Genomic DNA, 21,459 nt, shown 5'->3' with positions numbered 1-21,459 from the left:
AAATTGGGTGGAGTTACACATCAGCATAATAGGCACACAAATTGGGCTAATAAAAATTACATAGTTCGACTTATGAAAATACTGCTGAGAGTGTAAAGCTGAGGGTGAAATAAATAAGCACTAATATGAATAAATTAAAACAGTATTGAAAAGGTGAATGTGATTACGATTAAAGCGGTTGAAGTAATGCACAATTACTCATAAATTGTGCAAGTGATAGATGTTTTTTCATCTATCACTCGTAATCAGGCTTACTTAATAGGTTGTAAAACTAAATCAACCTATTAGGTCAAGATATTCCTGCTCAGTGAGCACTTTAACGCCTTTGTCTCTCGCAGCATTTATTTTCGTTTCACCAACTTTCTCCCCAGTTACGAGATAAGTTGTTTTGCCCGTCACTGACTTTGCAACTTTTGCACCTAGAGATTTAGCGTGCTTCTCCATGTCGCCTCGAGAGCCTTGTTGCATAGCACCAGTAAACACAACTACAGCATCTGCGATGGGAGACTCTGAGTTTTCTCTATCGGCCAACTTAGGCGTAATAGCAAGATTAAAGCCCAGCTCAAACACCTTGAAAAACTCTTCTCTTACATTGTTCATCCCTTCAACAATCGCTTCAGCACTGAGCTGAGCAAAGCCATCAATTTGAACCATCTGTTCAACAGATACATCAAACAGTTCAACTAACGAATGATGTTGCAGCAGTTTTTCACAGTTTCCGCCAGCTAAACGACTCACTCCAAATGCAGCAAGAAATCGCCAATCTTCAATTTCAATCTCCCTGCTTGCTTTTAATTGATCGACTAAATTTTGAGAGGTTTTATCTCCGAAACCGAATCCTACAAATTTATATTTTGGAATTTCATAGATTTCATGAATGTGTTTAACACCATAGTTGGTAATTTTCTCAATGACCTTTGGCCCAAAGCCGTCAATATTACCCAACGTCTTGAAAAAGTGTATCAACGTATTTTCTGTTTGGGCGGGGCAATCTGATTTGTTTGGGCACATTAGATGATCTGCCTCCCAAATCAAATGTGCATTACAGCTAGGGCAATTTTCCGGTAGTTCAGGCTCAGCAGGCTTAATTACCTCTTCTATTTTTGGGATCACTAAACCACTGCGCACCAATCGTATAATTGCACCAGGTCCCACCCCATTTGTTTTAACCATGTTGTAGTGGTGAACTGTTGCTCGACTTAAGGTCGCGCCGCTTAACTTCGTCGGTGCGAGCTCTGCAACAGGAGAAACTCGGCCAGTTCGAGAGGTTTGTGGTACAACCTTTAATACCTCAACCTCAGCAGACTCATCATTCACTTTAAATGCAATTTGCCATCTGTGGAATTTTCTCGTTGCCCCCATATGAGCTTTAATTGGCTCATTGGTTGTTTCCAAGATTAAACCATCTATATCGTAATCTACGGCATTCCACATCTTTTCAAGAATATTCTCGAAATTGGACAATAACTCCTCGATATTACCAATCCAGTTTTCTAACTCTAAAAACGGATAGAATACACACGCGCCATCATCAATCGCTTTTTGCACATCCTCGTCGATTTTCTTTTCAGCTATTATTGCGGCTTGAATATTCCTTGAGTTTTCAAACTTATCGCTTAATACCTCATCGAAATAGCTCTTCTTAATAACGATTTCGCCAGGCCCTAACCCCCTCTCTCCGTTGTTTGCGATTTTCAGACCTCGCTCAAATGCGCGAGTAATGTCTTGCCCTCGAGTTCCATCGCCACGAGTGTACAAGATAGCGCCATCGTCATACGCGGCATAACCGTCTAACTTGGGCGTTATCTTTAATTCAATCGTATTGTGATCAACATTTATTTCTGACGCAGCCTTGGTGATTCTTTCAGTCCACTTCTTAATTTCTTCAAACGAATAAGCTTTGTCTGTAGAGAGCATTTTTTGAGGTAAAGGCACCGTTTTGCTGTCGATTAAGACTTCTGGTTCGACGGCTGCTAAAAAGGCATTTTGTGGGTCTAATTCTTTTAACTGCTCAGACAAGCCATCATATTTTAAGTCATCAATTACTGGGTGGCCTGATCTGTATAAAGCATTTGCTAATTTGAGTACAATCTCGAGCTCTTCTGCGTTTTTATCCGAAGCAGAGAGGAGGTCTGCTAGTTCAGACGGCGATGTGTTTAAACCTAGCTCTTCAATAATGGCTATTTGGATATCGTTAAAATTATATTCTGACATTATTACTTACCTTACACTGCCATTTGAAAATCAATATGAGTTGTTTTTAATACACTGAACTTACAAATACTATTCAGCGCTCCTAGCGAACTAACTTGGCCGACTGAACTGCGTAACCAAGTACCATTTACTAAATTACACACCACCAGCTTGAATATCTGATTGCCATCTTTAGCCTCACGCCGAATGAAGCTATTTTCTTGCTCATAGCGCAATGTTAACTCTTTGATTCTATTATTGATAGGTCTCAAAACTCCAACCTCCTAATAACACAAAAGCCACCGGCGAAGACCAGTGGCTCATCTATTTTATAACTTCACGCAATGCGCAAAGCTCTATATCTAATTGCTCGTTAAGCGGCGAACTCTCGTACTTTTTCAACGTACGCCCTGATCGTATCCACAGTGAGTGGCTGTCGTGCACTATCCAGAACCTGAGCACCAAACTCATCGGATAGTTTTTTAGCGGCGCCATGCAACATATTAAATGCGGCCATACTATCTCCTTCGCATGGTAGCGTCATAAACAGGCTTACCCCAGCTGTACTAAACTGTTCCATATTATCGATATCAAACGTGCCTGGGTTGTACATATTTACAAGGCGGAACAGTACAGGCCCATTGCCCGACGACTCTAAATGACGATTAAAAAAGCCTTCATCTGAATACTTAAAGCCTAAGCTCAGCACGCTCGGTAAAAGCTTAGAGCCAGCCATTGTAAGACCTTCTGGCATTTGAATATGTAAGATAATAAAATCTTGTGGCTCTGGTGAAGGCTGTGGTTCAGAGTTTTCTTCAGATGGTGGAGCTGGGTGCTCATCATCAGCGTCGTGCAACACAGGCTCATCAATAGTGGTATTTGGTTCTTCTTCTACCGCCGTAAAGCTCATCTCATTGAGCTCCGGTTCGGATACTTTTGAGTCGCCTTTTGGTGCTGGCACGCTCTGTCTGTTGCCGTCTTTATCTTCTTTTTTTCTAACAGACCATAACCCATGAATCAGTAGTCCACCTATGATCAACGCACTGATCACGATTAATGCCCATCTTAACTCTGTGGCCATTGTTCACCTTTACTTATTATGTATGTGCCATCTGCACTGCTTGTTCTATGTCCACGGCAACTACACGAGAAACACCAGGTTCCGCCATAGTTACCCCCGTTAGCCTAGCGGCCATTTCCATCGCCACTTTGTTGTGGCTAATATAAATAAATTGCACCGCTTGAGACATTTCTTCCACAAGGCGACAAAAACGCCCCACGTTCGCATCATCCAGTGGTGCATCTACTTCATCCAACATACAAAATGGTGCTGGATTTAATCTGAAGATAGAAAATACCAATGATAATGCGGTCAACGCTTTTTCTCCACCACTTAACAGATGAATTGTCGAGTTTTTCTTGCCTGGTGGGCGTGCCATTATAGTAACACCACTTTCCAACAAATCATCACTGGTTAACTCTAAATAAGCACTTCCTCCACCAAATACTTTGGGGAATAGCTCAGCGAGCGATCCATTTACTTCATCAAAAGTTGCTCTAAACCGTGTTTTAGTTTCTCTGTCAATTTTACGTATGGCATTTTCAAGAGTCTCAAGCGCGGCCGTTAGATCATTTAGTTGCTCATCTAGATATTTCTTGCGCGACGCCGCTTCATCAAACTCTTCTATCGCGGCCAAGTTAACGGCACCTAGCATTGACAGCTTTTGGCTGGTCGCAGCCAATTTGCTTTGATACACGCCTTGCGTCATATCTTTATTTAACGTTGCTAGCACACCTTTTAAGGTTTGTTTTAGTTCAAGTAGTGGCTCCAATGCCGACTGTGCCTTTACCACTAAGCTTTGTTCTTGTAACTGGAGTTGCTGTTTTTGCTCCTTTAATTTAAGGCTTTGCGATTGAGAATCCTGAACTGAAAGTTGCTTTTCAGCAAGTTGTTGCTTCGCAACAGCGACTTCTGCACCAAGTTGCTCTAATTGACTCTGTTGCTCTTGATGGCTCGCCAGCAGCTTTTGGATCTGTGTATTTACTTCTTGAGCTGGCGCTTCTAATTCAGACAACTGCGCCTTATTCGCTTTAAGTGACAACTCACTCTGCTCATAACTTTGCAGTAAATGTGCCGATTTAGTTGCACTTATTTGCTGTGCACTTTGCGCTTGTTGTAACGTAAGTTTAGCTTGATGAACACGCTCTTGCTGCTGGCTTTTACGCAATACTATTTGACTATACTCTCGTTTGTGTTTTTCTGCCGCTTCTTTACATTTGGCAACTTGTTGCTGTAATTGTTCCACAAGTTCCACATATTGGGCTTGTATAGCGGTAAGGCTTTCATTTTCTTTATCAAGCGCCACCAGCGTACTTTCGACCTGCTCTAACTCAGAAGTAAGTTGTTCTGATTGCTGTTGCCATAGTTGCTGCTGCTGTTCCAACATTTGCAAACGGCTTTTGCTACCCGCAATATCTTGCGCGACTCGGTGAATATCTTGCTTAACTTGCTCAATTTGACTCACCAATTCAGCCTGTAATTCTAGTAGCGTGTTTAACTTGTCTTCGCTATGACTAAGGGATTGCTGTAACTCGGGTAAGAGACTAGACAATTCATCAAGTCGATCAAATTTGGCAAGCTCGCTATTTTGATTATCGCTTGGCTGAGTGACAAAGTTTTCTCCGTATAACTCCCCCACTTCATCAATCGCGAGTATAAACTCCGTACAGGGTGCAAATTGACGAGATTTGCCTAGCCACTTAATGTGATTTAAGAAACTAGGATAGACACCTGACTCTATCAACGTTGCAACACTCTCAGGATGAGGCTGCCTAGTTACAGCCCAAAGGCCTTGCTCATGAGGCTTTTCAACCAAGCGAAGCTCTGTGATCCCCAACAATGCCCGTTCGACCACAAGAATATGTTCAGATCTAACCTTCAACTGACTTAAAAAGCTCTGCGCTGAATTTGACTCTGATGCCCCAAGCAGCTCTGATAACATATCGCGCTCGGTGGTTAACTCCATACGTTGCTGCTTTATTGACTCTAGGTCAGTTTGGTGGGTTTTGGCTTGGCTTTCATAGCCTGCTAATTCAGCAGCTAATTTTTGAGACTTACCTTGCAACACAGCCATCTCTTTCACTAACGCTTGTTGTTTAGACTGCTCTATAGACAGCTCTTTAGTACTATTTTGTACCTCAAGCCCATCTCGCTTTGCCATCAAATCTTTAAGCTTGTCTTGTTGGAATAGCAGCCTCTGTTGAGATTGTTGCATTGCACCGGTGTGACTATTTAGCTGCGTCTGAGCATCGCTTAGTTGACCTTGTGCATGCTCTAAGCTTTGCTCCAAGTCCTGCGCATCGATATGCAGAACTTCATATAAAGCGACCACTTCATCCAATTCAGCTTCACTAATCGCCAAAGCTTCTGCTGCGGTATCGCATTGTTGTTGGTGAGTATCACAAGATTGACTTTGCTCACTTAAAAGTTGTTGTGCATTTATGCGTTCTTCCACGAGCTTAGTTTGCTGCTCGGTTAATTCGGAACGCTTTTCACCTAGATGTATCTTTTGCTGCTCTGCACGAGTGAGTTCAGTGTGAGTTTTATGCTGAGTTTGTTGCGCCACATTTAATGCATCAGTCAAGTGATTTACTTGCTGCTCAAAGCTTGCTATCACATCGTTTTGGCCACCATGTGCTTGCTCCAGAAAAGTCAGTTGCTCGTCCAACTTGGTTATTTGTGCAACTTTATGTTGAAGCTTGTCATTAAAGTCTTGCCACTTTATTACCGCAAGTTGACCTTTTAGGGTGCGTTCTTGTACTTTGAGTTCTTTATATTTACGTGCTGATTCTGCCTGTTTTGCTAGCCTATCTAGCTGAGACTGGAGCTCCTGACGCATATCTAACAGGCGCTCTAAGTTATCACGCGTGCTTTTGATACGTGTCTGGGTCTCTTTTCTTCGTTCTTTATACTTGGATACCCCTGCCGCCTCTTCTAAAAATACTCTTAGTTCATGTGGCTTGCTTTCAATTAGCCGTGAGATCATGCCCTGTTCAATTATGGCGTAGCTTCGAGGCCCTAAACCAGTGCCTAAGAAAATATCCGTGATGTCTCGACGACGACACTTGCTACCGTTGAGGTAATACAAGGATTGGCCATCTCTTGTGACCAGTCGCTTTATTGCGATTTGATTTCTGTCCGCAAGCGACCCAGGTAATGTTCCTTCGGTGTTGTCAAACATCAACTCTACTGAAGCTTGAGAGATAGCTTTACGATGCGTCGAGCCATTAAATATAACATCCGTCATGGCATCACCACGCAGATTTTTAGCCGAGCTTTCACCGAGTACCCAGCGTACCGCATCGATGACATTTGATTTTCCACACCCATTAGGACCCACCACACAGGTCATTTGATCTGGAAATGGGATCTTGGTTGGATCTACAAATGACTTAAAACCAGCCAGTTTAATATGACTTAAGCGCATAAAGAGTATTTATTATGAAGCCAATAATTGTCTACATCACTCACGCTACACCGAGCGGCGTATGTTATCAAGAATGATTCCTGTGGCCATTGCCACATTAAGTGACTCTGCCCCTCCAAATGCTGGTATTGTAATGGGTTGGTTAATATACTGACTTAAGTGTGGTCTTATTCCATGCGATTCACTACCCATAACCAATACACCACTCTGATTGAATTCAGCTTTGTGAACACTTTGTCCATCTAAATAGGCACCATAAACAGCACCTTTATAGTGACTTAAAAAATGTGATAAGTCGGTACGAACAACGTTAATACGAGCAAATGATCCCATTGTTGCGCTGATCACTTTAGGGTTCAGATGATCAGCACAGTCCTCACTCACTATGATTTGTTTTAATCCATACCAGTCAGCAACACGAATAATTGTACCAAGATTACCTGGGTCAGATACGCCATCCAACGCTATAACCAAACCGCTTTTATCGATACTTTGTTGTTCTGGGATAGGCACAATCGCTATCGCGGCATTATTGCTCACTAGTGTACTCACTTTGCTTAGCGATTGTTCGTCACATTCAATGACCTTACTGTGTTTTAACTCGTTTTGGTGAGTGTTGACAAATTGAGGCGTCGCAAAAATTTGTTGAACTTCAATTTGAGCAACAAGCAGCTCTAGTACATTCTTTTCACCTTGTACTAAATAAAGACCGTGTTGCTTGCGATATTTCTTTTGTGCCAGCGCTCTAACTAGTTTTTGTTGGTTTTTAGACAGCATACTCACCTCATTTGGTTAAGAAGCGAAGTATATACAGAATCAAACACAAAAGGCAGTGTAATTACGGATAACAAAGCTTCTATGCACATCAAACTAATTTCTTGTATATATATTGTGTACTTTGCAGACTCGTAGATATACGATTACAATGGCAAGCAGTAGAGCGCATACCTTCGATACTTCGAGATAAAGCTCCATACACATTAGAATTTCGCCCACTTTTAACTATCTGAGACGCTGTTATGTCCCCAGAGCTAAGCATAATCATACTTAATGCCGCTATTTTATTGATAGCCTATTTCATTATTTACCCCAAATATGCAGGAAACGATTTCAGAAAAATTTCTGTACAAGACTTCATTGCTTCAATGATATCTTTGGGCGTCGTCGGCTCTGTGTACTTTGGCACTGGAGTAAAGTTCAGCTTAGTTTTGTTTGATGTTACTTGGCCTTGGTTTACCCTGATCAGCTTTACACTTATCGAGTTGCCAATATTTTATTGGTACGCTAAGCGACACAACGTTAAGCTGCCATAGAACGAAAAAAGGCATCTTAACGATGCCTTGGCTTTAATTTACATTAACTTTGGGGGAACTGTTACATTTCTCTGTGGTGTAAAACGTGTTCAACCACATCATTGAAATTACTACTTGGCTTTAAAGCCGTCATAGTACGACTACTGCTTTTTACCATATCAATAAAATCATAGTAGCCAACTGCATGCTCGTCTTGCAGGCTGACTACGAGTAAATAGGCTAGACCATCTTCTTCCATTGTCGCCATAATATCGCCCACTCGTGCATTTAAAACCTGAGTTGTAGATACCTGACGAAGCGCAGATAAAGGCACCATAACATCACTGACTGTCAGCTCATTGCGAGTACAGCCTAGTGCCTGAGCTTTTGCCAAAATAAACCGGCTGCCCAGTTGCGCCATTGAGATGAAGCCTAGTTGCTGGCCATTAATATCAATTACCAGCGCAGTTGCTTGACGGGTTTTATCTAATACCAACAATACCTCATCTATGGTGGCATATTGGTCCACTTCGGTTGTTGGTAACGGATGTAAAAATTGCTCTGCTGGCAACTGCTCTTGTATTTCACCAGTCGCAATAGTACCAATCAAATTTGAATTTGTTTTTGCTACGGCATTTGTATTTACCGTATTTGTTTCAAGCGCACGATAGTAGCTCATGATTCACCTCACGATTATTAAATAAAGAAAGTTTTAAATTAAGCGTGTTTAGTGAACAGGTGGTGCGCGGATCTGCTTGGTAAGCGTGGAGTTAGATTGAAAAACAAAACGTGTGACGGAGCTGCATTGGATACAAACATAGTCACGTTTTGGTGCATAGAGCACCATGGCATCATCAAAATCAACGTCTACAAACTGGACATCAATATCAGCCTGGACTTCGACAATTTGCTGTCTTTCATCGGCCGCATTAGCGCCTGCCGCCGTTACGCATAGTAACGTCGCAAAGCTCAATGCAAATAGCACATGAAAGATACGCATATTCGATGATTCCAATGTAAGTCGATAATTTTAGTGTATGGACTCATTTCCGTGTTTACAAGAGGGGTCCCCTTATAAATTACTTAGTAGAATTGTAAGAGAGTGTGACATTGACAGCCTAGCCACTGAATTTATTGTGTTTTATTTGCAATGATGCAGATCAAAAAAGCGCTACGTTAATTTTCAGAAGCGATTATAATAAATATCAATTGTTCCTAATTTAGAGTTTACTTATGCAATTAACCAAAGGGATGGAGTATTTCATTGCTGGATTTTCCATGTTGGGCCAAAAAGGACTCAAGCGCTTTGTTTTTATTCCACTGCTAATCAACATTTTGTTATTTGGTAGTTCACTCTTTTTTCTTTTTGACTGGCTGACACAAGGATTCGAATACCTAAGGTCAATGCTGCCGAGTATTTTAAGTTGGTTAGAGTGGCTGTTGTGGCCTCTGGCCATTGTCATTATTCTATTTAGTTACAGTATGGTGTTTACTGTCATCACTAATTTTATTGCAGCGCCATTTAACGGCCTGCTATCTGAAAAAGTAGAGATGCACCTCACTGGTCAAAAAATTAATGACGATGGCTTTGCCGAAATCTTAAAGGATGTACCCCGTATGATTGGCCGGGAATGGACAAAACTCAAATACTACTTACCACGCGCAATAGTCTTTTTCTTTATGCTGTGGTTTCTTCCATTTATTGGTCAACTACTCTGGATACTGTTCACTTGCTGGATGTACAACGTGCAATACAATGATTACCCATTTGATAATCATAAAATTAGCTTCAATCAAATGAAGCAAGATCTAAAAGGTCAGCAAGGGCTATCCTACGGGTTTGGGTTCGCTGTATTTGTGCTAACAGCGATTCCTTTTGTGAACTTAATTGTGATGCCGGCTGCGGTATGTGGAGCAACCAAGCTTTGGGTTGAAAACTATCGCAATAACTATCGCTAAGTGCTCATATAAACGTCACAATTCATCCCGATAATAGCTAAAAAAAACCATACTAGGATGTTATGAAAACTTTAGCTAAAATCGTGATCAGTACGGCACTGCTTAGCAGTGCCTACGCAAATGCCACTGCACAACTTGGCCCTCGCCCCTTTTATTTATTGGATCAAATGGCACCGAGCGCACTTAAAACAAAGCTCTCTAGATGTGTTAATAGACCCTTCTTTAAAAGCGACTTTTCAATTGGTCACCGAGGTGCACCAACACAGTTTCCTGAACACACAAAAGAGTCATATATTGCGGCTGCCAGAATGGGCGCAGGTGTTTTAGAGTGTGATGTTACATTTACCAAAGACAAAGAACTCGTTTGTCGTCACGCACAATGTGATCTCCATACCAGCACAGACATTTTGCTGCGACCCGAACTCGCCGCAAAATGTACTCAACCTTTCACGCCAGCAGATCCCGCTACTGGCACGCCTGCCAGCGCTCAGTGCTGCGCCTCTGACTTAACCTTGGCAGAATTTAAGCAGTTAAAAGGTAAAATGGACGGTGCAAACCCGAATGCAACCTCAGTAGAAGAGTACGTGAAAGGGACTGCAAACTGGCGCACAGATCTGTACTCTGCAACTGGCACATTGATGAGCCACGCTGAAAGTATTGAGCTGTTCAAAGCGTTACGCGTAAAAATGACACCTGAGCTCAAAGCACCTCAGGTACCAATGCCATATGAAGGCATGACACAGCAAGATTATGCCCAAAAAATGATTGATGAGTACAGAACTGCTCGCGTACCGTCACACCGAGTATTACCGCAATCATTTAATATTGAGGATGTACAATACTGGCGTCATAACACGCGCTATGGTCGTAAGGGTGTTTATCTAGACGGACGCTATGACGACCCTAAGTTTGACCCAAGTAATCCAGAAACGTGGAAACCTTCTATGGAGGAGATCAAAGATAGTGGTGTTAATATCATTGCTCCACCACTGTGGGTGCTGCTGACACTTGATAGCGATGGGAAAATTGTCCCATCTGAATATGCACATGCTGCCAAAGCTGCAAACTTAGATATTATTACATGGACGCTTGAGCGTTCAGGGCTCATTTCTCAAGGTGGTGGGTGGTATTATCAAGGAATAAGCGACGCCATTAAAACCGAAGGTGATGTTTACATCGTGCTAGATGTTTTGGCTAAGCAAGTGGGTGTAAAAGGTGTATTCAGCGATTGGCCTGCTACTACAACCTTTTATGCAAACTGTATGAACCGTTACTATTAAGTACTCTGAAAATAAACGATGCGCACTCCAATGCGCATCGTTTGCAAACTTCTAATTTTTACACTTCAATAGATTGAGCATGATTCAACCGGTTGGTAGGATCTAAAAGCCGCTTAACTTGCTGCAATCTCGGATAATTCTCTTTGTAGTATAAATATTGCCAATTCTGAATATCCGCATCTGCATAGTTTACATAGCAGCCATCCATCGTGCCGTCTGGCACAGGGCCGGCATTACCATACATTTTCTCATACAGGCCATTCATCCACCCTATGTGGTAAGGATCGTGATTAGGCTCAAACCAATACGTTTGATATTGTAGTTTCATCACCGAGCTGCGATGAGAGACCGCTGTGTCCGAAGATGACAGAGCATTGATTTGCCCCCCATACGAAGAGATTTGAACTATCCCTCCTGGACTTAGGTAATCACCATTGCGTAATTCATCCCACAAAGTACGAATTTGAGACTCTGGAAATGGTTTATTCATATAGGCTGATTTGTTTTTCCCGCGAGCACCAATCAGTGGACCCGCATTATATTGCGTTCCGTACCACCAAGGTAAGCTAAAATAGCTGCCAGGCGGAGTGGGTCTCGGCGGCGCATTTTCTTGGCTTTGCTGTCCCATATGATCAGAAGTACGCAAGCCTACTTTTGCTTCAGCCAATTGTGCTGGCGAAAACACCGCATCTAAAAACTCATCAATTAACCTAGGGTCCCCACTGCTAAACAACTGTATACGAATGTCTCCGCTACCACCTACTGAGTTTGGTACCGACATGGAGGAGTGAAGCGCATTAAAGCGATTATCGGGACCATTGTTTTTAGTCCAGAACTCACCATAATTTTTAAGTAATGCAGCAAATTGGGCGTAATCTAAACTTGCCCATGGGATAGCCACCTCCTGCGCATGGACAAATGCTGGTACATCCGGCAAGTCTTTAAAATAGTATTTAGTCACAATGCCAAAATTACCACCACCACCACCTTGGTGTGCCCAAACTACTTCATCGGCTTCAACAGACTGACCTTTGAAGAACTTTCTTGGATAGTTTGCCTGCCCACCCCATTCATTAAATGAAACCAGCTCAACTCCCGCCAAGTAGTCACTTGATAGCCCATATAAGCGGGAGTGAATACCAAAGCCGCCTCCACAAACATGCCCCCCCATACCAACACCAAAGCACGAACCTGCTGGAATAATCTTACCAAATTCTTTAAACAGCGTTTTGTAGGTATGGCCCAAGTTTGCACCCGCTTCTACGACATAGTAGTCACCATCTTTGTAGATACGATCCATATTACTAATATCAATAACAACCCCATTGTCATTATTGACGAACCCTTCATAACAATGGCCCCCTGCACGCACAGTAATACGTTTGCCTTGCGCTATCGCATCACGTGCAGCCATATAGACTTCATGAGCCGAACTGCAAGCCCCAATATAGGTTGGTTGGCTCAAAAAGCGCATGTTAGACCCTATCAGCATCGAGATGTATCTTGGATCATTACCATATACTTTATGATATTGCCCATATTCACCGCGAGCCTGTGCGGATGCTGAATTTAGTGCTAGTGGAACAGCTCCAATAGCACCGCCAACAGCAAGCGACTTTTTCAAAAAGCTGCGGCGAGAAGTGGCTTCGACAGGCTGTGAAGATATATCTTTATCATTGTTATCCATAGTACTTTCCTTACATGTTATTGTTATCGGCTACGCCACTCCGGCCACCAGCCAATTCCGGCACGAAGCTTTGCGCAGCTTTTTCAATGTAGCAATAAAAAGGACAAGAACTGTATAGAAGTTAGACTAAAGGATGATGCATTTTATATGCATGAAATTGATAGTTGCATTAATTTAATAAGGCACTGGGTATGTAAGCACTTGCATCATAGTGTTTCAAAATATTTCTGGGAATTATAAATAAGTATAAAAGAGCACTGCTGTTGGATGTTGAAAGCCACAGCTTTGTGGCAGATTTGAATTCAAAGTGCGCTATTTTAAAACGCCATTAACTCCCTAACTAAATACAAGTTACGTCACAGCGCATTCATTTTTTCGTGAAATTGTCGAAAAAGCCGCCCGAACTTTAATGATTATAAAGCACCGACGGCCCCAATTTAGAGAATATTTTACGTAGCTAATTTAATTTAGCTTCAACACGCTCTTTTACGAATTGGTACCATTTATCAGACGTATCGTTAATAATCTCTGCTCCTTTAGCATTTGACTTAAACTTAGGAAATAATAAATAGCCATAACCCAATCTGAAGCTAGCAACCGTCTCACAGTTGGTTAGTATCTGACTTCGACCCACGCCATCCTTCCAAAATTTATCATCATTATGAAGAGCGAAGTCCGTCATGAACCGATGTGATGATTTTTCATTATATTCAAAGTCTGGAAAGGATATAGTTAGTTGCTTTCTATCACGTCCTTTTACAACATCAAGTACATTAAATGTGGTAGTAATAACCTTGTTTTCTCGCTTTTTGCTTACTGCTTTTACAAGATAAATATCTGCTGACTGTTGGATCATTTTCTCATGATTTAACATATATTCATCAGTTGCAAATGTACACGCCACTGACTCCTTAGTAATCAATAAACATATTGATAGTGTTAGTATACCCACATAGCTCTTGAATCTGTTTAATATCATATCTACTTCCGAAAAAATTGCGCACCATGGCTATCTCTAGGGGTCACACCATAGTGCTTATACATAAAGCGGTTAACTCTTGGTATTACAGTGCCATCATTTGAGTGGCCAAGACTTGTCAATGTGCCCCTTAAGTTACTTCTTGATCTTGCAGGTGATAGGGCAGCATGCATCAATTTAAGCTCTAGCAATCGATTTAAAGAAAATTAATAAATAGTGGGGGGTTACACAATAAAATTTGCAACATTCACTGCCCTATAAATGCCGCAAATCAATATTAGCTATACAAATTTTGTGGCACTTTGAGTACTTGGATATGTACTGTAACTTCTTCACGATCATGGTAGAGATGTTTGGCTTGTAACTTATAGCCCACATTGTAATGTGCAAGTTCGTCGTCGATTAATTGCAAACATTCATAAACGCTATCAAAGCGCTTTTTCATCGGTAGCTTTAGGTTAAAGATGAGCTCTTTCACAAACCCATTTACTATCCAATCGATCATTAACTGCGTTACTTTGCTTGGTTTTTCAACCATATCGCATACCAGCCAGTCGATATTGCGTTTTTCTGGGCGATATTTAAATCCATCTTCTCTGAAGTGTTTTACTTGGCCTGACTCCATCAGCTTATCGTTCATAGGGCCGTTATCGATAGCGGCGACAAACATACCCCGCCTTACAAGCTGGTAAGTCCAGCCTCCCGGACACGCACCTAAATCAACGCCACGCATCCCCGGGCGAACTCGATCCTCTGCCTGCTCTTTGGTTAAAAACACATTGAATGCTTCATCTAGCTTCAATGTTGAGCGACTTGGACCATCAGCTGGCATTCTTAGGCGTGGGATCCCCATAAAAAATGGTGAGTTATTGTCACTAAATGAGAAACCCACATATGCAGTGTCATTTGCCAAAAAAAGCACATGCAAAACGGGTTTTTGTGGCTTTACATTGCGTGTTAGCTTATTTTGTTTTTCTAGTGACTTTGCCAGTGGAGTCGAGATCTTTTTACAAAACTTAGAGAGTTCTTTGCCCTCGTTTGTATCAGGGGTCTCAACTCTCAGTTCACCACACAACGGGAAATCAGCAACACATTGCTTTATCTCACCCACTCGGTCTTCTAACGGCATTCCTGACAAAAGAGTTCCGGCAAACCACTGCCTTGCAAACACTAAACTTTTGAAATCGATTTGTTTGAGCAGTCTTTCAGCATCCTCTTTAGCAAAGCACTCAAACGTGACAAATCCTGTATTAGGCTTTGCTTTTACGTAACCTGCTACGCCTTGTAGCTGAGCATGATGATTGATTTCAGCGGCTGCATCATTTTCAAACCCACTGCGACAATAAATTACTACACTCGACATTTAAAATGTTCCCAAGATTAGAATGACTGCTTAGCTGACTTATAGATCATAATCAACCAACCAAAAATAAAACACATACCACCAATCGGTGTGACAGGGCCCAACCATTTTGCACCAGTAAGTGCTAGTAAGTATAAACTACCACTAAATAGTAAAACCCCAACGCTAAACAAATAACCTGCCCATTTTATTTGCATGCCCCATTTTATCAAAAATGCTACCGCGATTATGGCCAACCCATGGGTCATTTGGTATTCAGCGGCTGTCTTAAATATCCCTACGGCATAGTCACTGACATGGCTTTTCAGCCCATGTGCTGCAAATGCACCTAACGCGACAGATAACATACAAAATGTGCTACCAATAATTAAAAATAGCTTAGCCATTAAGCACATCCTCAATAAATTGAACTGTACGCGCTACTGCCGACTGCCTATTTTGTTGCTCGGTAAAACCGCTCGCTTTACGTGGCTTTAATGAATGATCACCATCAGGTAACCAGAACAGCTCTGGTGTTTTACCAAGTGACAAAGCTGAGACTTCACTTTTGTTGCCAAAGGTATCTCTTTCTCCCTGCATCACTAAAAAAGGACATGTGATCTTATCAAAGTGATCGACTCGCAGTTTTTCGGGCTTTCCTGGTGGGTGAAATGGATAGCCATAAGCAAGCACTCCACTTATCAGTGCTTGGGTTTCACACACCAACATAGAGGCCATTCGCCCACCCATTGACTTACCACCAATAAATAAAGGCAGCTCTGCATCTAACTGAGACAACACCTGCTCATAACGAGCTAACAACTTAGGCGCTCGATCTGGTGGACGCTTTTTGTTTTGCGCCTTGGCTGTTTCCATGTATTCAAAATCGAACAATGCGACGCTAATTCCAGCGTGGGAAAGCTTTTGCGCCATATCTTGCATAAACTCTGAATCACTCCCCGCACCCGCGCCATGAGCAAAAACAAGCTGCGCAATAGGATTACTCGCTTTGAGCCATTGAATAGTGACACTGTCAGTCATCTGAACCTTCTATTTATATCTGCTCTTGCTCAACCATGCTGAGCATCCAATCTTTAAATGAAACAATCTTACCTAATTCAGCTTGGGCTTCTCTACAAACTAAGTAATAGGCATTTTTACTTTCTAAGCTGTGGCTAAACGGAATAACCAAACGGCCTGCATCTAAATCAGGCTTAGCCAAAACACTATTGCCCAGTGCAACCCCTTGGCCGTGCACAGCAGCTTGTAAAACCATGGATGAGTGACTGAATATAGGCCCTGTGTTTGCAGGGACATTCCTCACCCCAGCCGTTTTTAACCAAGCTTTCCATGAACGTCGTGTGGTATCGTGCAATAAATTGTGATTAGCAAGGTCATTGGGGCTATTAAGTGGTTTTGGACCATTTAAAAGAAGTGGACTGCACAATGGTACCAAGTATTCCGTATGTAGCTTGTGAGTTTGTACCCCATTCCAATTTCCGCGGCCATAGTAAATCGCAACATCAACATCATCAGTCAGAGAGTTTTCATCTAAATCCTGCGCTTTTATTCGTACATCAATGTCTGGAAATAGCTCATTAAACTTGCTCAATCTTGGCACCAACCACTGAATTGCAAAGCTAGGCGTTAAACTCACAGTTAGTGAGCCCTTAGCCCCTCTGGCAAGTAGTTTTTCTGTTGCATCAATTAGTTGGGAAAATATATCTTTGATATCTAAAAAATATCCCTGCCCTTCTTCAGTAAGCAATAGCGAACGATTTTTTCTCAAAAAGAGCTTTAAACCTAAATGCTCTTCTAGTGTTTTAATTTGGTGGCTGATTGCAGCTTGTGTGACAAACAGTTCTTCAGCAGCTTTGGTAAAACTCAGGTGCCGTGCTGCTGCTTCAAAAGCTTTTAAAGCATTCAGCGGTGGTAACCTTCTCGACATAGCAGGACGCCTTTACATGTTTTAAAGTCGGGTTTTTTATATGAGCTGCTGCGCAGATTAAACTGCGCAGGGCTTTGCAAGCGTTTTACAGACTCGCGCTTGTATCTAACGGTTCAAAGCTCTTCACCAGCTCATCCACTGCTTTCATTTGTGCCAAGTAACCCTCTAGTTTAGCCAAAGGTAGTGCACAAGGACCGTCACACTTAGCCACATTTGGATCCGGATGCGCTTCAATAAACAGGCCAGCCAACCCAAGCGCCATGCCACTGCGTGCTAGCTCTGCCGCTTGTGCTCTGCGGCCATCAGCCGAATCCGAACGACCACCGGGTCGTTGTAGTGCATGCGTCGCGTCAAAAATAACTGGCGCCATATGTTTCATATCATCCATACCCAACATATCAACCACTAAGTTGTTGTAGCCAAAACTGCTACCACGTTCGCAAAGAATGACTTGCTCATTACCTGCTTCATTGATTTTCTTGATGATATGACGCATTTCATGTGGTGCTAGGAACTGTGGTTTTTTAACATTGATCACTGCCCCCGTTTTTGCCATAGCAACAACCAAATCGGTTTGACGAGCGAGAAATGCAGGCAACTGAATCACATCAACCACCTCGGCCACTGGCGCAGCTTGATATGGTTCATGTACATCGGTAATTATAGGGACGTTAAAAGTATTTTTAATCTCTTCAAATATTTTTAGCCCTTCATCCATACCTGGGCCTCGGTATGAGTTAATCGAAGAACGGTTCGCCTTGTCAAAAGACGCTTTGAATACATAAGGGATTTTCAACTTCGAAGTCACTTCAACATAATGTTCTGCGATTTGCATCGCTAAATCTCGCGACTCCAGTACATTCATACCGCCAAACAGTACAAATGGCTTATCGTTAGCAACTTCGGTTGTTCCAACTTTTATTATTTGTGTATTCATATTCAATTCCAAATTTAACGACATATGTTGTGCAGTTTCTCGCTCTACACGGCATATTTTGTATACTTTCAGCAGGGACAAGCTTTTTATTAAAAGCTTTTCCGTGACACAATTATCCCCTGCCAATACATGAATTTTTAATTATATCTTAAACTTACGGTAATAAATGGGTGGGATACTAAACATCCTATCAAAGCCTTAAAAACGCATTCTCTAATTCATGACTGCAAATGATATCTAAGCTTCCCCTATCAGCTATCTCGATGCGCTGCAGATGTAGACGTTTTTGATGTCTTGTCTACATCCGACACAAGCGTTAAAACCGCTGACGTATTACCTACTTTTAGAGGATATATTGTAACAACGGCTTTGACTACTCACTGTTAGTCGATATATGGACGTAAACTTTCACTTTTACTTATACGTTTTGATGTGCGCTGACCGCATTAATGCAAAATATTATTATGATCAGCGAGTTCTTCGATCTGACTTTGAATGATATCTATTGTTGGGTCATCGGGGCATTCATCAACAAAATACTGGAGATCATCTTTGGCCATTTTTGGACAGTTTAGTTGATTTAATAAGTAGCCGCGATCACGTCTTTCATAAGGATCATCGCCTAGTAGTTCCATGAGCAACTCAACACAACTTAAAGCATGACTAAATTTTTCGGCAGCAATAAAAGACCACTTTTGCTGCGCGAGGTATAACTTAAATGCCTCATCACCAATTACAAGCTCCATCGGCTCTTGATCTTTTTCTGCATCATTTTCAGGAGAAATATACCAAGATTGCTGCCCAGAGCTTGGGTCAATGATGTAGCCTTCTTCGCCACTCAACGCTATATGTACAATTACTTCACTTTGCATCAGGGCAACGGTTGCATTGAATCCTGCGCGTTCAAGTAAATGCGCAAGTATTAACGCCAACGCAGTACTGGTGCCACTACGCATCTTCAGAACATAGCTAATATTGTTAAGTAAATACTCAGGAACTTTTTGCCCAGTGCCGCTAAATAACCACTTGGTATAAAAGGTATCCAACAGCAAATCTACGCGTTTATGCAAATCTTTTTCTTTTGCACGCATGTCATCAATAGATAATTCTAACTCGGCAAGCAAACATAGAGTCTGCTCAGTATCAGCCTGTGCATCCCAACGTTGCTCAGCATAAATACTTCGTAGTAAAGCTGGAACCGAATAATTCACGCTTAACTCTTGTTGTTCATCAAACCAGGTATCTGTCATAGACTGTACTGCTAACCCATGTGTAAATAATAAGGACGTAGTGTAACACTTTTTAGTCCATTCCCAAGTGCTATTTTTGGCAGGCGCTGTGTAAGTAAGGTACAGAGCTCACACAGCGATTCGTTTAAAAGTAAATGAGGTCACAAAATAAAAGCGTTTTTGGTTCCAGCAAGATAACCAATTGCAGCAATGATGATTGTCGCGCCAAATAAGGCGACAATCTGCTTAGACTTTTGCGTTGACTTAGCTATCACAAAGCCTAAACCAATATAACCTAACACTAAAATGATTTTTTCCATCAACCAAGGTTGAGAAGAAGGTGTAAGCCCCGCCATTACAGCAAGGTACACAGCAGAAATCAGTAACAGGGTGTCTGTACCATGGCTGGCAATAAAAACCGCTTTTTTACCGGCTATTTTCCCCGTGACTAGACGAGATATAGAGCGAGTGTAAAACAGCGCTACACTAAGTAGTGCAAACGCCATGTGAGTGTGCTTTAAAGCAATGTAATCCACGTTAACCTCATAATTTATCTGGGAAGCGTGCTAATATTGCTTCCAGGTCATCAATGATATCGTTGAACACGGCCACTAATTTAGGATCAAAATGCATACCGCTTTGGTTGTTAATTTCTTCAACAACCTCGGGTAGGTCCCACGCCTCTTTATAGCAGCGACGGTGTCTCAAGGCATCATAAACATCTGCAAGCGCTACAATACGGCCAAAAATGTGGATCTCTTCACCTTTTGCACCTTTAGGGTAGCCCGTTCCATCCCATTTTTCATGATGGTCACGTGCAATCAATGCACCAGCGTTAACAATTTCACGTCTTGAATCACGCAGTAATTGATATCCCTTTTTGGCATGTGTTTGCATCACCTGCCACTCATCCTCGTCCAATTTCGCTGGCTTGTTTAAAATTGCATCGGGAATACCCACTTTGCCTACATCATGAAGCGGAGAAGCTATTCTCACTAAATCAGCTTCTCTGTTACTTAAACCATAACCAACGGCAAGCGCATGGCAAATATGCGCAACACGTTTTACATGATTGCCCGAATCAGTAGAGCGCATCTCTAAAGCTTCACTGAGACGGTATACCAGTTCTTGCTGAGTATCTTCTATCTCTGCCTGAAGTTGCACATTTTCGTAGGCCAATTGCACATTTTGAGAAAAAATTTCAATTAAGTGTTTTTGCGTATCTGTAAGAAATTCTGGAATCCCTGAAACAAACAGCATTGATGCATGATTGTATTCACTAGAACAATATGAAAAGAGATAGTTGTCTTTATAAACAATCGTTTTTTCATTTAGTGCTTTTTTGCAAGCCAGATATTGTTCGTCATTTAAGACATCTTCTATCGGTTTGCCTTCACACTTTTCAAACTCACCACGACCCGTAAATACGATTAAATCTTCTCCGCTAGAATCTGGTTCATTACTTGCCACTAATGAAGTTGCGTACATAGCTTCATCTACCGTACCCAACAACGAAGTAAGCTGTTGCATAACGCCTTCAATAAATTGCTCTATCGAGTGCGTTGCAAAGATATCTCGAGATGCAGTAATGATTTTTTCTAAACCTTGTCGAGATTGGTCAATAGAGAGTATATCGCGATAGGAGCGTAAACTAGACATCACCACTGTGAACAATTTTTGTGCGGTAAGCTCCGTTTTGGATTTGTAATCGTTAATATCGTAGTTAACAATAACTTGGCGCTCAGGTGCCTGACCAGGCTGGCCGGTACGCAGTATAATGCGAATGTTGTTATTTTTAGCTGTTTCCCTAATGTATTGGGCAACTTTTAATCCTGCATCGTCGGTCTCCATGACCACATCTAATAACACGATAGCCGCATCAGGATGCTCTAACACAACTTTTTTAGCTTCTTCACCTGAATAAGCACTGAGAAACTCGAGTTTTTTCTTTTGAAATTCAAAGTCGCTAAGCGCTAGTTTTGTCACAGCATGCACTTCAGGCTCATCGTCAACTATTATTACTTTCCAACTGCCACTTTGCTCGGTTTCAGTGACATCGGTCGGCTCATCTGAAAACAAAAAATCATCCATATAGAGTCCTTAACGCTTGATTCGACGCTCGCTAA

Annotated in this window: 20 protein-coding genes; 3 read left to right on the top strand and 17 right to left on the bottom strand. The window is 41.9% G+C overall.

Annotation, left to right across the window (positions count from 1 at the left end):
* Positions 1-276: 276 nt before the first annotated feature.
* The 5 genes from N475_RS19955 to N475_RS19935 all read right to left on the bottom strand — a co-directional run bounded on the left by N475_RS19955 (position 277) and on the right by N475_RS19935 (position 7,457).
* Positions 277-2,214: a BRCT domain-containing protein gene (locus N475_RS19955; RefSeq protein ID WP_063358055.1), complete on the bottom strand. Its 1,938-nt coding sequence runs from the start codon at positions 2,212-2,214 to the stop codon at positions 277-279.
* Positions 2,215-2,225: 11 nt separating this feature from the next.
* On the bottom strand, positions 2,226-2,465 hold the full coding sequence (locus N475_RS19950; RefSeq protein ID WP_063358056.1) for a hypothetical protein: 240 nt from the start codon (positions 2,463-2,465) through the stop codon (positions 2,226-2,228).
* Positions 2,466-2,566: 101 nt separating this feature from the next.
* Positions 2,567-3,274, bottom strand: coding sequence for a cell division protein ZipA (gene zipA / locus N475_RS19945; protein WP_063358057.1), 708 nt, complete (start codon positions 3,272-3,274; stop codon positions 2,567-2,569).
* A gap of 16 nt (positions 3,275-3,290) precedes the next feature.
* Complete coding sequence (locus N475_RS19940; protein WP_063365838.1) at positions 3,291-6,680, bottom strand: chromosome segregation SMC family protein; 3,390 nt, start codon at positions 6,678-6,680, stop codon at positions 3,291-3,293.
* A gap of 45 nt (positions 6,681-6,725) precedes the next feature.
* Entirely contained in the window at positions 6,726-7,457 is a 732-nt protein-coding gene (locus N475_RS19935) for a TrmH family RNA methyltransferase (protein WP_063365837.1), read from the bottom strand.
* A 242-nt stretch (positions 7,458-7,699) separates the two neighbouring features.
* Here N475_RS19935 and N475_RS19930 point away from each other — a divergent pair, with 242 nt between their 5' ends.
* Positions 7,700-7,993, top strand: coding sequence for a hypothetical protein (locus tag N475_RS19930; RefSeq protein WP_063358060.1), 294 nt, complete (start codon positions 7,700-7,702; stop codon positions 7,991-7,993).
* 61 nt (positions 7,994-8,054) lie between these two features.
* Here the strand turns inward: N475_RS19930 and N475_RS19925 are convergent, their stop codons facing one another.
* Positions 8,055-8,651, bottom strand: coding sequence for a CBS domain-containing protein (locus tag N475_RS19925; protein WP_063365836.1), 597 nt, complete (start codon positions 8,649-8,651; stop codon positions 8,055-8,057).
* A 48-nt stretch (positions 8,652-8,699) separates the two neighbouring features.
* Positions 8,700-8,972, bottom strand: coding sequence for a hypothetical protein (locus N475_RS19920; RefSeq protein WP_063365835.1), 273 nt, complete (start codon positions 8,970-8,972; stop codon positions 8,700-8,702).
* Between the two features lie 233 nt (positions 8,973-9,205).
* On the opposite strand from N475_RS19920, the gene cysZ reads away from it, so the two are divergent.
* Both cysZ and N475_RS19910 read left to right on the top strand, forming a co-directional pair.
* The gene (gene cysZ / locus N475_RS19915) at positions 9,206-9,931 is read left to right on the top strand and encodes a sulfate transporter CysZ (RefSeq protein WP_063358063.1); all 726 of its coding nucleotides are present in this window, start codon (positions 9,206-9,208) and stop codon (positions 9,929-9,931) included.
* A 62-nt stretch (positions 9,932-9,993) separates the two neighbouring features.
* Positions 9,994-11,211 (top strand): glycerophosphodiester phosphodiesterase family protein, encoded by a 1,218-nt coding sequence (locus tag N475_RS19910; RefSeq protein WP_063365834.1) that lies wholly within the window; start codon positions 9,994-9,996, stop codon positions 11,209-11,211.
* 58 nt (positions 11,212-11,269) lie between these two features.
* Here N475_RS19910 and N475_RS19905 read toward each other — a convergent pair whose 3' ends face one another.
* From N475_RS19905 to N475_RS19860, 10 genes are all read right to left on the bottom strand, one after another.
* Positions 11,270-12,898, bottom strand: a complete 1,629-nt coding sequence (locus tag N475_RS19905; RefSeq protein WP_063365833.1) for an FAD-binding protein — start codon at positions 12,896-12,898, stop codon at positions 11,270-11,272.
* Positions 12,899-13,355: 457 nt separating this feature from the next.
* Entirely contained in the window at positions 13,356-13,802 is a 447-nt protein-coding gene (locus N475_RS19900; RefSeq protein WP_063365832.1) for a hypothetical protein, read from the bottom strand.
* A gap of 352 nt (positions 13,803-14,154) precedes the next feature.
* On the bottom strand, positions 14,155-15,240 hold the full coding sequence (rlmM, locus tag N475_RS19895) for a 23S rRNA (cytidine(2498)-2'-O)-methyltransferase RlmM (protein ID WP_063358067.1): 1,086 nt from the start codon (positions 15,238-15,240) through the stop codon (positions 14,155-14,157).
* 17 nt (positions 15,241-15,257) lie between these two features.
* Positions 15,258-15,626, bottom strand: coding sequence for a DUF423 domain-containing protein (locus tag N475_RS19890; RefSeq protein ID WP_063358068.1), 369 nt, complete (start codon positions 15,624-15,626; stop codon positions 15,258-15,260).
* Positions 15,619-16,260, bottom strand: coding sequence for an alpha/beta family hydrolase (locus N475_RS19885; protein WP_063358069.1), 642 nt, complete (start codon positions 16,258-16,260; stop codon positions 15,619-15,621). The genes N475_RS19890 and N475_RS19885 overlap by 8 nt, the downstream gene beginning before the upstream one ends.
* A 13-nt stretch (positions 16,261-16,273) precedes the next feature.
* A complete protein-coding gene (locus N475_RS19880; RefSeq protein ID WP_063358070.1) occupies positions 16,274-17,167 on the bottom strand; it encodes a transcriptional regulator GcvA in 894 nt (297 codons plus the stop codon).
* 85 nt (positions 17,168-17,252) lie between these two features.
* Positions 17,253-18,104, bottom strand: coding sequence for a 3-deoxy-8-phosphooctulonate synthase (gene kdsA / locus N475_RS19875; protein ID WP_063358071.1), 852 nt, complete (start codon positions 18,102-18,104; stop codon positions 17,253-17,255).
* Positions 18,105-18,550: 446 nt separating this feature from the next.
* Positions 18,551-19,354, bottom strand: coding sequence for a tetratricopeptide repeat protein (locus tag N475_RS19870; RefSeq protein ID WP_063358072.1), 804 nt, complete (start codon positions 19,352-19,354; stop codon positions 18,551-18,553).
* A 140-nt stretch (positions 19,355-19,494) separates the two neighbouring features.
* Positions 19,495-19,869 carry a SirB2 family protein gene (locus N475_RS19865; protein ID WP_063358073.1) on the bottom strand — a complete coding sequence of 125 codons (375 nt, stop codon included), beginning with the start codon at positions 19,867-19,869 and terminating at the stop codon, positions 19,495-19,497.
* 7 nt (positions 19,870-19,876) lie between these two features.
* Positions 19,877-21,424 carry a DUF3369 domain-containing protein gene (locus N475_RS19860; RefSeq protein ID WP_063358074.1) on the bottom strand — a complete coding sequence of 516 codons (1,548 nt, stop codon included), beginning with the start codon at positions 21,422-21,424 and terminating at the stop codon, positions 19,877-19,879.
* Positions 21,425-21,459: the final 35 nt, after the last annotated feature.

Source organism: Pseudoalteromonas luteoviolacea DSM 6061 (assembly GCF_001625655.1).
In the GTDB taxonomy this organism is placed as follows: domain Bacteria; phylum Pseudomonadota; class Gammaproteobacteria; order Enterobacterales; family Alteromonadaceae; genus Pseudoalteromonas; species Pseudoalteromonas luteoviolacea.
The sequence above is the reverse complement of the archived record's forward strand: the minus strand, read 5'-3'. Positions and strand labels throughout refer to the sequence as shown.

What these genes read in the sequence shown, in the direction of transcription:
- zipA (WP_063358057.1), bottom strand. Translation starts at nt 3,274, where the DNA reads ATGGCCACAGAGTTAAGATGGGCATTAATCGTGATCAGTGCGTTGATC.
- N475_RS19905 (WP_063365833.1), bottom strand. Translation starts at nt 12,898, where the DNA reads ATGGATAACAATGATAAAGATATATCTTCACAGCCTGTCGAAGCCACT.
- cysZ (WP_063358063.1), top strand. Translation starts at nt 9,206, where the DNA reads ATGCAATTAACCAAAGGGATGGAGTATTTCATTGCTGGATTTTCCATG.
- rlmM (WP_063358067.1), bottom strand. Translation starts at nt 15,240, where the DNA reads ATGTCGAGTGTAGTAATTTATTGTCGCAGTGGGTTTGAAAATGATGCA.
- N475_RS19920 (WP_063365835.1), bottom strand. Translation starts at nt 8,972, where the DNA reads ATGCGTATCTTTCATGTGCTATTTGCATTGAGCTTTGCGACGTTACTA.
- N475_RS19860 (WP_063358074.1), bottom strand. Translation starts at nt 21,424, where the DNA reads ATGGATGATTTTTTGTTTTCAGATGAGCCGACCGATGTCACTGAAACC.
- N475_RS19910 (WP_063365834.1), top strand. Translation starts at nt 9,994, where the DNA reads ATGAAAACTTTAGCTAAAATCGTGATCAGTACGGCACTGCTTAGCAGT.
- kdsA (WP_063358071.1), bottom strand. Translation starts at nt 18,104, where the DNA reads ATGAATACACAAATAATAAAAGTTGGAACAACCGAAGTTGCTAACGAT.
- N475_RS19955 (WP_063358055.1), bottom strand. Translation starts at nt 2,214, where the DNA reads ATGTCAGAATATAATTTTAACGATATCCAAATAGCCATTATTGAAGAG.
- N475_RS19930 (WP_063358060.1), top strand. Translation starts at nt 7,700, where the DNA reads ATGTCCCCAGAGCTAAGCATAATCATACTTAATGCCGCTATTTTATTG.
- N475_RS19890 (WP_063358068.1), bottom strand. Translation starts at nt 15,626, where the DNA reads ATGGCTAAGCTATTTTTAATTATTGGTAGCACATTTTGTATGTTATCT.
- N475_RS19925 (WP_063365836.1), bottom strand. Translation starts at nt 8,651, where the DNA reads ATGAGCTACTATCGTGCGCTTGAAACAAATACGGTAAATACAAATGCC.
- N475_RS19885 (WP_063358069.1), bottom strand. Translation starts at nt 16,260, where the DNA reads ATGACTGACAGTGTCACTATTCAATGGCTCAAAGCGAGTAATCCTATT.
- N475_RS19935 (WP_063365837.1), bottom strand. Translation starts at nt 7,457, where the DNA reads ATGCTGTCTAAAAACCAACAAAAACTAGTTAGAGCGCTGGCACAAAAG.
- N475_RS19880 (WP_063358070.1), bottom strand. Translation starts at nt 17,167, where the DNA reads ATGTCGAGAAGGTTACCACCGCTGAATGCTTTAAAAGCTTTTGAAGCA.
- N475_RS19940 (WP_063365838.1), bottom strand. Translation starts at nt 6,680, where the DNA reads ATGCGCTTAAGTCATATTAAACTGGCTGGTTTTAAGTCATTTGTAGAT.
- N475_RS19870 (WP_063358072.1), bottom strand. Translation starts at nt 19,354, where the DNA reads ATGACAGATACCTGGTTTGATGAACAACAAGAGTTAAGCGTGAATTAT.